We start from the raw sequence: 13,241 nt of genomic DNA, 5'->3' as shown, positions 1-13,241 counted from the left end.
ACGAGTTGGTAACAAGATGAGGAATTCCACGGCATCTCCGCTCAGCTTAGCGTCGGGGGGGCGTGGTGATCTGGAAACCGGCGCCTCTCAAGACAGCGGACACAGAATGGAAACCCCGGCGCACAGCCTGGTAAAGGCACTCTTGTGGACGCTCCTCGGCATCGCGGTGATGAGCCTCGTGGGGCTGTTCTTTACCGGCTCGGTGCGGCTTGGTGGCAAGATGGCCGTTGAAAACGCGGCGCTGGGCTTGCTGAGCTACGAGCGGATCTGGGCCCGCATCTCTTGGAGGGTGTCGAAGGCTGAGCGTACCTTTCGTCGGGCGGAATGGCCGACACTGGTCCTTCTCGTCGCCTGCTATCTGCTGTGGGCCCTCGCCACCAAGTGGCTGGCCGTGGTCTGGCTGCCGCTGGGCATTGTGGCCCTGGCAATCGCGGCGGCACTGCATTCCTCGCTCAGTCACAAACTGATCCATGGCCATCCGTTCCGAAGCCAGTTGCTGAATGCCGCGCTGGCATTTCCCACGTTGTCGCTGGTGGTGCCCTACAAGCGCTTTGCCGAGACCCATCGGGCACATCACCACGACGAGATCATGACCGATCCCCACGACGACCCTGAGAGTTGCTATCTCGATCCGGCAATCTGGGCCCGGCAACCGGCCTGGAGGCGGCAACTGCTCCGGACGAACAACACGCTGGCGGGGCGGATGCTGATCGATCCAGCGCTGGGCCCGATCACCTTTGCCCGTGCCGACCTGCGCGCGATCAGAGGGGGGAAGGGAGATCCTGCACGCCTGGCTCTGGCATCTGGCGGGGCTTGTACCCGTGGGGCTGTGGTTGGGACGGGTGTCGGAGATGCCCATCTGGGCCTTTCTGCTCGGCAGCTACCTGTCGCATTCCCTGCTCAAGATCCGTACCTATCTCGAGCATCGTGCCCACCTTCAGGCCGGGGCCCGCACCGTGATCATAGAGGATCACGGCCCATTGGCGCTGCTGTTCCTCAACAACAATTTTCACGCTGTGCACCATCAGAACCCCGGCCGGCCTTGGTACGAATTGCCGGCGCTCTATCGGAACGGGCGCGCCGAGTTCCTGCGACGCAATGTGGGCCGCATGTATCCCTCCGATGGCACGGTGTTCTTGCATCACTTCCTTCATGGGAAGGAACCCGTCGAAGATCCTTACTTTCCAAAGCCTTCAGAATAATACATGACGGCGGCATGGAAAATGCCTGGATCATGTTTACCCTCCTCGCGGTGGTCTTCCAGACCCTCCGCTTCATGCTGCAAAAGAGCCTTGCCTCGGCATCGCTCAGCCCTGCCGGCGCGACATTCGCGCGGTTTCTATGGGCCGCGCCGCTGGTCTGGGCGGCGCTGCTGCTGAGCGGTCTCGCCTGGCCTGCACTTGGGCTGCGCTTCTGGGCGCTTGCGCTGACCGGCGGCGTGACACAGATTCTGGCCACGGTCTGCGTCGTGGCGCTGTTTCGCAACCGCAACTTTGCCGTGGGCGTGACGCTGAAGAAGACCGAGGTGCTGCTGACCGCGCTGGTCGGCTTCCTGGTGCTGGGCGAGACGATATCGCTGCCCGCTTTCCTGGCCATCTGCATCGGCCTGTCAGGCGTCCTTGCGCTGACCGACATGCCGGTGGCCGGCGGGCGCGGGCTTCGGCGGTTTGCCAATCCGGCAACGGGCCTCGGCCTCGCGTCCGGCCTGTTCTTTGCGCTGTCGGGGGTGACCTATCGCGGGGCCTCGCTGCTGGTGCCGGCAGAGCCCGGTGCGCGTGCCCTGATCACGCTGACGGCTGTGGTCACCTCTCAGCTGATCCTCATGGTGATCTGGCTGAGTTGGAAGGAAAGGGGCGAGATCGGCCGGGTGATCCGCGGCTGGCGCGTGACCTCGCTCGTCGGGGTCACCTCGGTCATCGGCAGCTATTTCTGGTTCATCTCCTTCACGCTGCAGAACGCCGCCTATGTTTATGCGGTGGGGCAGGCAGAGGTCGTGCTCAGCCTGCTGGCCTCGGTGCTCTTCTTCCACGAGACGATCTCCCGGCGCGAGGGGCTGGGCATCGGGCTGATCACCGCCAGCGTCCTGGGCCTGGTGCTGCTGGCCTAATCGGCAATTCCGTCGAGAGGGCTCTGGCCGCGCAGCCGACGGAACAGCTGCCTTTCCTCGCCCTGGGCGAAGAAGGGCACACTGTCGGGCGGACCGGGATCGGCCACGCGTTGCGCCACCTCGGCCAGGACAACCTCGGTGATGAAGGGCAGATCGAAACGACGGGCCTCGCTCAGCGGGATCCATTGCAGGTTCGACAGCTCGTCGGAGGCGGCGCCGAAATCGTCGAGATCGCCGGCGATCGCGCTGTCGGCATCCACCATCAGGAAACGGGCATCGAAGCGGCGCGGGCGCCCCGGCGGCGTGACCGCGCGAAACACGAAGCGGAGCGCCGACGCATCGGGAAGGTGCCCGGTCGCGGCAAAATCGCGCCAGTCTTCGGGGGGCGCGGTCCAGCGGCCCGGCTGCCCCAGCACCAGCCCCGTCTCCTCCCATAGTTCCCGGATTGCGGCGGCGGCGATGGCCGGCGCCAGGCCCGGAGGACTGGCCTCGGCCAGGCGGTCGAGGCAGGGCTGTTGCAGGGGCCGGGACAGGGGCACCGCGGCATCGCCGGGGTCGAGGGCACCACCGGGAAACACGAACTTGTTCGGCATGAAGACGGCGCCGGCACCGCGCTGGCCCATCAGCACGCTCGGCGTGCCCGTGCGGTCGCGCAGGGCAATCACCGTGGCGGCATCGCGGATAAGGGTTTCGCTTGTCATTCCGTCTCTCCCTTGCGCCGGGCGACGAGGGGGCAGAAACGCGTTCCTGTCGGGCCTTACCGTCCGCGGATCCAGTGCAGCGCCACGCAGGCCCCCTTGATCCTGGGCAGAAGGTAGAGGCAGAGCGTGATCATGCCAATAGCGCTGAGGGTCAGCAGCATCAGCGGGTTGGGGGTGACGGGGCTGAATCGGATGGTCAGCACCGGCACCAGCGCACCGCCCAACACCAGGATGCCGGCCCAGAGGGCAGCCTCGCGGTCCCCGCCGAGGCCGAGGGGCTGACGGCAGACGGGGCAGCGCTCCCGCACCCGTAGATAGCCCTGCATCATCGGGCCGGCGCCGCAGTTCGGACAGCGCCGGTGCCAGCCGCGGCGCAAGGCAAGGCGCAGCGGATGCCGGGCGGGCATGGACGAGGGGATGGGGCTGGTGAGTTTCATGCAGGAGGTTCGTGCACCGGGGAAGGAGGTTTGCGGCAAAGATGACTTTCCGGCACAGGGATTCAATGCGACAGCCTGTCTTGCGGCGGGATGCCGCAAGACAGGCCCGCTCTTGCATGCCCGCAACTGCGGAATGATCGGCGCAACGTGGCCAGGAGAGCGGGCCGGTCTCGTGAGGGCCGTTTCAGCGCGTGCAAACTTTTTTGCCCTTTCTGCGACGGAAGCGCCGGCGCCCCCCGTTTATCCTTGCAGATGTTGACCGGCGCGGCTGGTTGCATCGTGCACCAGGGATTATAAGGAGTAACCCCCATGAAACGTGCAGTTCTTCTGAGCGGTATCGCCGCGCTGACGCTGAGCGCACTCGCGTCCGGTGTCGTGGCACAGACCGCACCGACGCAAAACGCGCCCGCGCCGCAGGGCGGCCCCGCTTTCATGCGGATGGACGCCAACGGCGACGGCAGCGTGACCCAGGAAGAGATCCAGGCCCAGGCGGCCGAACGCTTTGCCGAGGCGGATGCCGACGGCGATGGTACGGTCACCGCCGAGGAACTCGTCGCCCAGATGCAGAAAATGCAGCAGGAGCGAGAGGCCAACCGGATGCAGCGCATGGCCGACGCCATGATCAAGCGCATGGATGCCGATGAGAGCGGCGGCCTGAGTGCCGACGAGATGAAGCCGGCCGGGCGCGGCATGGCCATGTTCGACAAGCTGGACACCGATGGCGACGGCATGATCTCGAAAGAGGAATTTGCCGAAGCGCGTGGCGCCATGTCCGGGCGTGGTGGTCCGGGCCAGATGGGCGAAGGCCGCCCGATGCGCGGCCCGATGGGGGGCGCGATGATGGGCCAGCCCGGCATGGGGGGCCAGATGCAGGGCCAGATGCAAGGGCAAATGCCCGGCCAGATGGGGCCGCGCACGGCAATGAACATGCACCCACATGGGTTCGGCCACCATGGTCCCAAGATGCAGGGCCAGATGATGCAGCAGGTCCCGCGTGGCGGTCAGCCCGGCGGCATGATGCCCTGTATGATGCCGCAGCAGGCCATGCAGATGGGCGGCCAGATGGGGGGGCAGTTCGGTGGCCATTTCGGCACCCCGATGGGTGGCCAGATGTTCGGGCAACCGTCCGACATGATGCCGCCGATGGCCGCACCGCAGGGCCAGCAGGATGGCGCCGCAATGCAGCCTCCGATGCCCACGCCTCCGGGTGATGGCGCTGCCCCCGCAGAGGGCGAAAACGGCAACTGACGCCCTCAGGGCAAGCCATTCCGGCCCGGTGTCCGCGGGGGGTGACTGTCCCGCGGTTCCCAACATCGGGTCGGTGCTTTCTCCGGGACAAGAGGGGCCGGAGAAAGGGAGCTCGGGTCCGGTATGGTGTGCATCCCCAGGCCATGCCGGACCGGGCATTCCCGGCGAAAGCCCGCACAGATGACCGGGAGGCGATGCTGGTGCGCATTGCCAGGCAGAAATGAAACGGATACGCCGCATCGGCATGAACCAGATGGCCTTCGACGATCCAGATACGATACCGGATGATGCGCTGCTTGTGCTTTATGCCAACGGCGATCCGGTCGCGGCACGCCTGCTGACGGCGCGGCTCGGTCCGCGCGTTCTGGCCCAGGCACGTCGCATGCTCGGCTCTCTGGAAGAGGCCGAGGACATCACCCAGGAGGCGCTGCTGCGCCTTTGGAAGATGGCGCCGGACTGGCGTCAGGGCGAGGCCAAGGTCACGACCTGGCTCTACCGGGTGACGGCGAACCTCTGCACCGACCGGCTGCGCCGGCGTCGCGGAGGTACACCGGATATCGAGGACGTGCCCGAAATGGCAGATCCGGCGGCACCGGTGGATGACCAGATGCAGCATCGCGCCCGCATGGACGCTCTGCAGCAGGCGCTGAACGAGTTGCCGGAACGACAACGGCAGGCCGTGGTATTGCGGCACCTGGAAGGTCTGGGCAATCCTGAGATTGCCGAGATCATGGAGATCAGCACCGAGGCGGTCGAGAGCCTGACCGCCCGGGGCAAGCGGGCGCTGAGCCGCCTCATGGCGGAACGGCGCGAGGAATTGGGGTATCAGGATGACTGATCGCAAGAAAGGTGAAGGCCTGCCGGAAGAGGCACTCGACGCCCTGTTCGCCGAAGCGCGCGAAGAGGACATGCGGCTCTCCGATGGCCTGATGGCACGGATCATGGCGGATGCCGAGGCCGAGACGAAGATGCGTCTCGAGGCCGAGCGCGCGGCCATGGAGCGTCGACGGGCCGCCGCGGCACCTGAACCCGCACGCGGCTGGATCGGCGGTCTTTTCGGCGGATTTTTCGGCGGTCACTCTGCCGGGGTTGCCGGCGGCACGCCCGAGGGCGGAGCCGCGGGGATGACGCTTGGCGGTGGCATGGGCCAGATGGTCCGTGCGATCGGTGGCGTGCCGGCCCTCGCCGGGCTGGTGGCTGCCACGGTCGCCGGGATCTGGATCGGGCTCGCGCCGCCCGCGGCGATAGCCGACAGCGTCGATGCCTTCTTTGGCACAAGCACTGGTTCCTCCGAGGTGTATGACCTCTATTACGTGAACAACGGTTCCGTCCTCGACCTGGCCGAGGCAGAAGGATAAGCGCACGATGAGCGACATGACGACAGAAACGCCGCCCACCGGCGCCGGTGGCAATGGCGACAACGGCCGGGGCCCTGAACGCCGCAGGACCGCGCTATGGGTGCGCATCGTGCTGTTCATCTCCCTAGCTCTGAATCTCGCGGTGGCCGGCCTGGTCGTGGGCTTCGTGCTCAAGGCGCCCGTGGGCGGGCCGCCGCCCCATCTCGAGCGGACGGGCGGGGTCCTCTCGCTGGCCATGACCGATGAGGAGCGCCGCGAGATCGGCCGGATGGTCTTCGAGGACATGAAGGCGAACCGGCCTTCGCGGCAGGAAATTCGCTCCGAGTTTGCCGGTATCATCGCCACGCTGCGGGCCGAACCTTTTGACAAGGAAGCCTTTTCGCAAAGCATGTCGCGGCAGCTTCAGGAGGCGATCCGCCGGCAGACCTCCGGGCAGGAGCTGCTCATCGACTATATTGCCGAGATGTCGCCCCAGGATCGCCAGGCCTATGCTGATCGCTTGGAAAAGCGCCTCAGCCGGCCGCCGTCGCACGCCGAGGATGTGGACAAGGGGCGACCGAACCGGCCCGAGCAGAACTGAAGACACCCGGTGCGCCCATGGCCACCGGGTTTTCCATTTCAGGATGGGAAGCGGTCAAGCGCCGGCACGCAGGGCCGTGGGCGGGGCAAAGGACGTTCCACCGCGTCGCGGCTGAAGGGCCACCTGGTCCCGCCCGCAGTGCTTGGCGGTATAGAGCGCGCGGTCGGCATCCTCGATCAGGCTCTCTGCATTGCGCGTACCGGCCTTGCCCAAGGTAACCCCAACCGAGATCGTCAGGCTCAGCGGTGCCTGGGTCTCGGCCAGGACGACCTTCGACTGGCGCACCGCCTCGCAGAGCTGGGCGGCACGGTCGAGCGCGTCCTGCGGCGCAATGTCGGGCAGGGCGACCAGGAATTCCTCGCCGCCTATCCGGGCCAGCAAGTCCTCGGGGCCCAGCTGGCTTCTCAGAGTATGGGCGACGGATTTCAGGGCCAAGTCGCCCACCGCGTGACCGTGGATGTCGTTGACCTTCTTGAAGTGGTCGAGGTCGATGACCATCACCGCAAAACCGCGGGTGCCGCGCGCGGTCATGCGCGAGATCTGCGACAGTCGGGGCAGGGCGAAGCGGCGGTTGTAGAGGCCGGTTAGCGGATCGGTGATCGAGGCACGCAGCCCGTCGGCAAGCGCCCTGCGCAGCCCGTGCCGCCGCGCCAGCCGCAGTTGCAGCGCCCGCAGTCGCGCGGTGATCTCGTCGGCGTCGAAGATTCCGCACATGATCGACCCGGCGCCGATCTCGTACCCCTCGGCCACCACCCGGTGGCTGGCATCGGGGGCAAAGAGCAGGATCTCGATTTCGCTGCGGTCACGATGCGCCTGGATCTCGGAAAGCAGGCGGAAGCTGCGGTGTTCCTGGCCCGGCGTGATGCCCAGGACGATCAGCCCGGGCTCCTTTTGGAGGCCGCCGGGGCGCGCCACGTCGGACAGCAGCCGATAGTCCATCCGGAACCCGGCGAGCGGGCCGAGCGCGGTTTGCCAGGCGGCTGCCTGTGCGGCATCGGCGGCGATCAGGGTAACGCGTGTCTTGCCCATGAAGGTGGCCGAGGCCTCGCGCAGGCCGGGCAGGCGGCCGTCGTCGCTGCGCAGCTGCAGCGTATCGATCATGTCGCGGGCACGTTCATGCGAGCGCAGGCGCGCCTTGAAGACATCTTCGGGCTCGCTGCGTGGGATCACCTCGTCGGCGCCGGCCGTCAAAAGCGCGCCGCGCCCGGTCTGGGCGCCGGCTGCGGTGACCACGAAAATGGTGACCGTCTCGTATTGCGGTGTGGCCCGGATGTGGCGCAGGAACTGGGCGACCGGCATGCAGGAGAGCTCGTCCGCCACCAGCAGGACGCTGGGCTGCCAGTCGTCCATGATCGCCAGGGCCTCCTCGTCGGACCCTGCAACCTGAATGTCGTAGAAAGCGCCCGAGAGACGTGCGGCCAGCGTAATCCGGCGGGTCACGTTGTCGTCCACGATCAAGATCCGTCCTGGCATGAAATCTTCCCGGAATGGCCGGCTGAGAGAGCCGGGTTGCATGGCTAATGAATTGGTGAAATTGGTTAAGAAACAATTTCGAAGCGCATTGGGAGTTATCGAATTGGCAGTATCGCGCGCACGAGCCGAAGAGGTCGCCACGGCGGCCCTGACATGGCTTGCGGGGAACGAGGAATTGCTGCCCGTGTTCATGGGCTCTACCGGCCTTTCTGCCGATGATCTGAGGCAGGCGGCTTTGGCCCCGGAGTTCCTCGGTGCCGTACTCGATTTCATCCTGATGGACGATGCCTGGATCGTGAGGTTCTGCGACCAGGCGCAGCTGCCCTACGACCTGCCGCAGCAGGCGCGCATGATGCTGCCCGGGGGCGAACAGGTGCACTGGACCTGAGGGCGCGCTCAGAGGTTCAGAGGTGGCGCAGGGCCGGCTCTTCGCCTTCGGTCAGCTTTTCCAGCAGCTTCAGCAATTGCTCCATCTCGCCTTCCGCCAGGCGATCCGCCATCACGGCCATGTTCTCCACGGCAAAGGGCGTGCCCTGGGCCACGGCCCGCTGGCCGGCTTTTGTCAGGGCGATCTGGCGGGTGCGGCGATCATCGGTGCCAAAGGACCGCTCGAGGAGCCCGTCCGCTTCCATCTGACGCAGCGCACGAGAGGTGGCGGTGCGGTCGATGCCCACGAATTCCGCCAGCTCCGACGGCTGGGTCAGTCCCTCGTTGGCCAGGCCCAGCAGGATGCACCACTGTATCCGGGTCAGGCCGATGTCGCGCAGGCGGTCGTCCAGCCTGCGTTCCTGCAGGCGGGCGGCCAAGGACAGCCAGTATCCCAGGGATTGGTGCAGCCGGTATCGGGGCGTCTCGTCGCTCATGCCTTGGTTGAGCCTGACGGGATCGGGAAAGTCAAGGATGCCGGTGGGTTGCTGGTGTAAGCAGAGCTGGCGCCGTGGCATGGTGCGGGGATTACCGGCTTGTGCCCGAAGGCCGGATCGCGCAGGGTCCGACTGCCCGGCCAGGGCGGCGGATACACCGGACGAAACAGCGGACGAAAAGGCGGATACCATGGCGCTTGGCGGAATTCTCTTTGACAAGGACGGGACCCTGTTCGACTTCGCTGGCACCTGGAACGGCTGGGCCAAATCCGTCATTGCCGATTTCGCCGAAGGCGACGACGACCTTGCTCGCGCCATTGCCGCGGCACTGAAATTCGATCTCGAGCTGGGCAGTTTCACCCCGGACAGCCCGGTGATCGCCGGGACCACCTGGCAAGCGGCGGAACGCGTGGCGGCGGTGCTGCCCGGACGCGATGCGGAGTGGGTCGCTGGCTTCCTGAACCGGCGCGCCGCCGCGGCAGAGCTGGTGCCTGCAACCCCGCTCCTGCCGTTGATGCAGGCGCTGGCGGCACGGCAGCTGAAGCTCGGCGTCATGACCAACGACGCCGAGAGCAGCGCCCGGGCCCACCTGCGCGCCGCCGGTGTCGAGGAGATGTTCGATTTCATCGCGGGCTTCGATTCCGGCTTCGGCGAAAAGCCGGATCCGGCGCCGCTGCTGGCCTTTGCGCGAGCCGGGGGCCTTACGCCCGGGGCTTGTGCGATGGTCGGCGACAGCACCCACGACCTGCTGGCGGGGCGGGCCGCTGGTATGACGACCGTGGCCGTGCTGACAGGCATGGCCCCGGCCGAGGAACTCGCGCCACATGCCGATGTGGTGTTGCCCGATATCGGTCATCTGCCCGCCTGGCTCGACACGCGGGCGGGTTAGAAGCCGGCCTTTCCCTTTTTGATTGAGTGAATGCGACACTGGGTGTCGCAAACGGGGCTGCTTTGGACCGGGGGCGAGCGTTTGCTCGCTCCATCAGGATGGAGGCAGGTCATGGAACATGCGGCAGCCAGGGCGAAACGACGCGGCGGCGGACGGGCCGGATCCGTCGCACGACGGGGCAGCGCCGCGATTTTCCAGCCCCCCTGGCGCATTCCCGTCAATATCGACCGTCCGACCGAGCCCCTGGGCGAGGAGGGCATTGCTGCCATCCATGAGGGCGCCATGACGGTGCTGGAGGAGATCGGCGTCGCCTTCCTGCATCCTGACGCCTGCCGCATCCTCGAAGAGGCGGGCTGCATCGTCCAGGGTGATGTTGTGCGCATGGGGCGCGACTTTGTCACCGAGATGCTTGCCACCGCCCCCGCCGAATGGACACTTACCCCGCGCAACCCGGATCGCATGCTGCCCATCGGGGGCAACCATATCCTCTTCGGCAATGTATCCTCCCCGCCGAACTACTGGGACATGGCGCTTGGTCGCAAGGTGCCCGGCACCCGCGAACAATGTGCCAACCTCCTGAAACTCACGCAGTATTTCAACTGCATCCACTTCGCGGGCGGCTATCCGGTAGAGCCGGTGGACATCCACGCCTCGGTCCGCCATCTCGATGTGCTCTTCGACAAGCTGACGCTGACCGACAAGGTGCCACATGCCTATTCGCTCGGTGCCGAGCGGGTCGAGGACGTGATCGAGATGGTACGCCTGGCTGGCGGCTGGACGCAGGAGGAGTTCGACGCCACTCCGCACATGTACACCAACATCAACTCCACCTCGCCGCTGAAGCACGATTACCCGATGCTCGACGGCTGGATGCGGTTGGCGCGGCGAGGTCAGGGGCTGATCGTCTCGCCCTTCACGCTGGCCGGCGCCATGGCGCCGGTGACCATGGCCGGCGCGGTGGTTCAGTCGCTGGCCGAGGGCCTCTCGGCCATCGCCCTGGCCCAGTACATCAGTCCGGGCGTGCCCTGTGCCTTCGGCACCTTCACCTCGAACGTCGACATGAAATCCGGCGCTCCGGCCTTCGGCACGCCGGAATACATGCGCGCCACCCAGATGACCGGCCAGATGTGCCGCCACTACGGTTTGCCGATGCGCGCCTCGGGGTCCTGCGCGGCCAATGTGCCGGACGGCCAGGCGATGTGGGAAACCTCGAATGCGCTCTGGTCGGCGGTGCAGTCGGGCGCGAATATCGTCTATCATGCCGCGGGCTGGCTCGAGGGTGGGCTGATTGCCAGCCCCGAGAAATTCATCATGGATTGCGAGGTGTTGCAGCAGATCCAGCGCTACATGGAGCCGGGGATCTGTGCCACGGACGAGGGGGGCATCGCCCTCGATGCCATGCGCGAGGTGCGCCAGAACGGCCATTTCTTCGGCACGCAACACACCCAGGACCGCTATGCCACGGCCTTCTATCAGCCCTTCCTGTCGGATTGGCGCAACTTCGAGAGCTGGCAGCAGAGCGGTGCCGTCTGGACCGCCGAACGGGCGCATACAACCTACCTGAACATTCTGGAGGACTACCGCGCGCCGCCGATCCCCGAGGCCAATCGCGCCGCGCTTCAGGAGTTCGTCATCCGCCGCAAGCAGGAGGGCGGGGCGCATACGGATTATTGACCGCGAAAAATGATTAACATGCGACGCAAGAAGGGGCTTTGCGGCTCGGTCACCCGCGCCGGTGTTGAACCGATGTTAAACCTCTGACGCCATCCTGACGGCCAGCGAATACGGGCTGCGGCGGCACCATGCACGGTTTGATCAACAAATCCATCCAGAGCTTCCTGCGGGATTCCTATGGCGAGACGGTCTGGAGTGAGGTCGCACTCGCTGCCGATCTGCCGTTCCCGGAGTTCGAGGCGATGCTCACCTATGAAGAACCGGTGACTTGGCGCGTGGTCGATGCCGCTTGCGAGATCCTGCGCAAGCCGCGCCACGTCGTGCTCGAGGACATCGGCACCTACCTCGTGTCGCACAAGAACAACGAAGGGCTGCGTCGACTGCTGCGCTTTGCCGGCATCTGCTACGAGGATTTCCTGCATTCCCTCGATGATCTGCCCGACCGCACACGCCTTGCCGTGTCCGACCTTGAATTGCCGGCTCTCGAGCTGCGCCAACATTCCGCCTCGCGCTTCTCCCTGACCTGCCAGAGCAGCCGCCTGCCGGGCTTTGGTCATGTCATGGTGGGCATCCTGCGGGCCATGGCCGACGACTACGGTGCGCTGGTGGTTCTCGATCACCTCGGGGGCGGCTCCGGCATCGAGCGGATCGAGATCACCCTGGTCGAAACCGCCTTTGCCGAGGGCCGCAGCTTCGAGCTCGGGGCGCGTGCCGGATGACAGTCCCTCCGAAGAAACCCGACCTGCTGGTCTCGGGCCCGCAGGTGCAAGGCGTCAGCCTTGCGGCGCTCGACACGCTCTGCCCTATGCACCTGGTCCTCGATCCGACCGGCCACATCAGCCATGCTGGCCCGACGATGCAGAAGCTGCGCCCGGAAGAGCCCATGGCCGGCCAGCGCTTTCTTGAGCTGTTCGAGCTCAGTCGCCCCCGCGCGGTCGACTCGATGGAAGACCTGATGCGGCTCGCGGGTGTCAAGATGCACCTGCGCCTGCGCGACGTGCCTCGCACCGCGCTCAAGGCGGTCTTCGTGCCGCTCGCCCCCGATGCGGCCGGGCAGCAGGGGGCGCTGGTCAATTTCTCCTTCGGCATTTCCATTGTCGATGCGTTGCAGACCTACAGCCTGCACAGCGGTGACTTTGCCGTCACTGACCTGACGATCGAGATGCTCTACCTGATCGAGGCCAAGACCGCCGCGATGGAGGCCTCGCGCAAGCTGAACCTGCGCCTGCAGGGGGCCAAGATAGCGGCCGAGGAGCAGGCCTATACCGACACGCTGACCGGGCTGAAGAACCGCCGCGCAATGGATCATGTCCTGGCCCGGCTGATCCGCACCCGCCAGACCTTCGCTCTGATGCATCTCGACCTCGACTACTTCAAGGAGGTCAACGACACCCATGGCCACGCCGCCGGCGACTTCGTGCTCCAGCACGTTGCCCACCTGATGGTCGAGGAAACCCGCGAGGTGGATACCGTCGCCCGCATCGGCGGGGATGAGTTCGTGCTGCTCTTCCCGCGGCTGACCCGCACCGCCCGGATCGAGGAAATCGCCGCCAACCTGATCCGCCGTCTCGAGGTACCGATCACCTTCGAGGGCGTGACGTGCCGGGTGTCCTGTTCCATGGGCACGACCCTGTCGAGCTATTACGACAGGCCGCGCCCGGAGCAGATGCTGGCCGATGCCGACATGGCGCTCTATCAGTCCAAGCACGGCGGCCGGGCCCAGCATACGCTGTTCCTGCCGGGTGCGGCCTCGGCCACATCCTGAGTGTTCCCCTACCCGCCAATACGCTGAAAATGCGGGCCTGCCGTGGCAAATCCGCAGCATATGTTGATTGCTCAAATCGGTGCTACCCAATCTGATGTAGAAACCCTATAGTCGCTGTGGATAAAAAGGGGTGGCCCCATAGCCGT

15 protein-coding genes and 1 pseudogene are annotated in these 13,241 nt (G+C 66.0%); 12 read left to right on the top strand and 4 right to left on the bottom strand.

Annotated elements, in window-relative coordinates; translation table 11 throughout:
- Positions 1 to 16: 16 nt before the first annotated feature.
- From AC0WR5_RS13290 to AC0WR5_RS13280, 3 genes and pseudogenes are all read left to right on the top strand, one after another.
- Positions 17 to 661, top strand: a pseudogene (locus AC0WR5_RS13290) (fatty acid desaturase); the annotation flags it as partial.
- Between the two features lie 82 nt (positions 662 to 743).
- A complete protein-coding gene (locus tag AC0WR5_RS13285; protein WP_475869012.1) occupies positions 744 to 1,202 on the top strand; it encodes a fatty acid desaturase in 459 nt (152 codons plus the stop codon).
- A 32-nt stretch (positions 1,203 to 1,234) separates the two neighbouring features.
- The gene (locus AC0WR5_RS13280) at positions 1,235 to 2,107 is read left to right on the top strand and encodes a DMT family transporter (protein WP_475869010.1); all 873 of its coding nucleotides are present in this window, start codon (positions 1,235 to 1,237) and stop codon (positions 2,105 to 2,107) included.
- On the opposite strand, the gene AC0WR5_RS13275 is transcribed toward AC0WR5_RS13280, so the two are convergent.
- Together AC0WR5_RS13275 and AC0WR5_RS13270 are read right to left on the bottom strand one after the other, a co-directional pair.
- Positions 2,104 to 2,808 carry an NUDIX hydrolase gene (locus tag AC0WR5_RS13275; RefSeq protein WP_475863788.1) on the bottom strand — a complete coding sequence of 235 codons (705 nt, stop codon included), beginning with the start codon at positions 2,806 to 2,808 and terminating at the stop codon, positions 2,104 to 2,106. The genes AC0WR5_RS13280 and AC0WR5_RS13275 overlap by 4 nt on opposite strands.
- A 56-nt stretch (positions 2,809 to 2,864) precedes the next feature.
- Positions 2,865 to 3,245, bottom strand: a complete 381-nt coding sequence (locus AC0WR5_RS13270; RefSeq protein ID WP_475863787.1) for a DUF983 domain-containing protein — start codon at positions 3,243 to 3,245, stop codon at positions 2,865 to 2,867.
- Between the two features lie 309 nt (positions 3,246 to 3,554).
- Between AC0WR5_RS13270 and AC0WR5_RS13265 the strand changes: the two genes are divergently transcribed.
- The 4 genes from AC0WR5_RS13265 to AC0WR5_RS13250 all read left to right on the top strand — a co-directional run bounded on the left by AC0WR5_RS13265 (position 3,555) and on the right by AC0WR5_RS13250 (position 6,431).
- A complete protein-coding gene (locus AC0WR5_RS13265) occupies positions 3,555 to 4,493 on the top strand; it encodes an EF-hand domain-containing protein (RefSeq protein WP_475863785.1) in 939 nt (312 codons plus the stop codon).
- Positions 4,494 to 4,713: 220 nt separating this feature from the next.
- Positions 4,714 to 5,331 carry an RNA polymerase sigma factor gene (locus AC0WR5_RS13260; protein ID WP_475863783.1) on the top strand — a complete coding sequence of 206 codons (618 nt, stop codon included), beginning with the start codon at positions 4,714 to 4,716 and terminating at the stop codon, positions 5,329 to 5,331.
- Positions 5,324 to 5,851: a hypothetical protein gene (locus AC0WR5_RS13255; protein ID WP_475863782.1), complete on the top strand. Its 528-nt coding sequence runs from the start codon at positions 5,324 to 5,326 to the stop codon at positions 5,849 to 5,851. Before AC0WR5_RS13260 ends, AC0WR5_RS13255 begins: the two co-directional genes overlap by 8 nt.
- Positions 5,852 to 5,858: 7 nt before the next feature.
- Positions 5,859 to 6,431 carry a periplasmic heavy metal sensor gene (locus AC0WR5_RS13250; protein ID WP_475863781.1) on the top strand — a complete coding sequence of 191 codons (573 nt, stop codon included), beginning with the start codon at positions 5,859 to 5,861 and terminating at the stop codon, positions 6,429 to 6,431.
- Between the two features lie 54 nt (positions 6,432 to 6,485).
- Here the strand turns inward: AC0WR5_RS13250 and AC0WR5_RS13245 are convergent, their stop codons facing one another.
- Positions 6,486 to 7,904 carry a diguanylate cyclase gene (locus AC0WR5_RS13245; protein ID WP_475863779.1) on the bottom strand — a complete coding sequence of 473 codons (1,419 nt, stop codon included), beginning with the start codon at positions 7,902 to 7,904 and terminating at the stop codon, positions 6,486 to 6,488.
- A 103-nt stretch (positions 7,905 to 8,007) separates the two neighbouring features.
- Between AC0WR5_RS13245 and AC0WR5_RS13240 the strand changes: the two genes are divergently transcribed.
- Positions 8,008 to 8,292, top strand: a complete 285-nt coding sequence (locus tag AC0WR5_RS13240; protein ID WP_475863778.1) for a DUF3572 domain-containing protein — start codon at positions 8,008 to 8,010, stop codon at positions 8,290 to 8,292.
- Between the two features lie 16 nt (positions 8,293 to 8,308).
- Here AC0WR5_RS13240 and AC0WR5_RS13235 read toward each other — a convergent pair whose 3' ends face one another.
- The gene (locus AC0WR5_RS13235) at positions 8,309 to 8,767 is read right to left on the bottom strand and encodes a MarR family winged helix-turn-helix transcriptional regulator (RefSeq protein WP_475863777.1); all 459 of its coding nucleotides are present in this window, start codon (positions 8,765 to 8,767) and stop codon (positions 8,309 to 8,311) included.
- 190 nt (positions 8,768 to 8,957) lie between these two features.
- Between AC0WR5_RS13235 and AC0WR5_RS13230 the strand changes: the two genes are divergently transcribed.
- From AC0WR5_RS13230 to AC0WR5_RS13215, 4 genes are all read left to right on the top strand, one after another.
- The gene (locus tag AC0WR5_RS13230) at positions 8,958 to 9,656 is read left to right on the top strand and encodes an HAD family hydrolase (protein ID WP_475863776.1); all 699 of its coding nucleotides are present in this window, start codon (positions 8,958 to 8,960) and stop codon (positions 9,654 to 9,656) included.
- A 111-nt stretch (positions 9,657 to 9,767) separates the two neighbouring features.
- Positions 9,768 to 11,330: a trimethylamine methyltransferase family protein gene (locus tag AC0WR5_RS13225; protein ID WP_475863774.1), complete on the top strand. Its 1,563-nt coding sequence runs from the start codon at positions 9,768 to 9,770 to the stop codon at positions 11,328 to 11,330.
- 128 nt (positions 11,331 to 11,458) lie between these two features.
- Positions 11,459 to 12,049 carry a heme NO-binding domain-containing protein gene (locus AC0WR5_RS13220; RefSeq protein ID WP_475863773.1) on the top strand — a complete coding sequence of 197 codons (591 nt, stop codon included), beginning with the start codon at positions 11,459 to 11,461 and terminating at the stop codon, positions 12,047 to 12,049.
- Positions 12,046 to 13,095 (top strand): diguanylate cyclase domain-containing protein, encoded by a 1,050-nt coding sequence (locus tag AC0WR5_RS13215; protein ID WP_475863771.1) that lies wholly within the window; start codon positions 12,046 to 12,048, stop codon positions 13,093 to 13,095. Before AC0WR5_RS13220 ends, AC0WR5_RS13215 begins: the two co-directional genes overlap by 4 nt.
- The last annotated feature ends 146 nt before the right edge of the window (positions 13,096 to 13,241 follow it).

It is taken from the genome of Pseudooceanicola sp. DL12, from assembly GCF_056270665.1.
The sequence above is the reverse complement of the archived record's forward strand: the minus strand, read 5'-3'. Positions and strand labels throughout refer to the sequence as shown.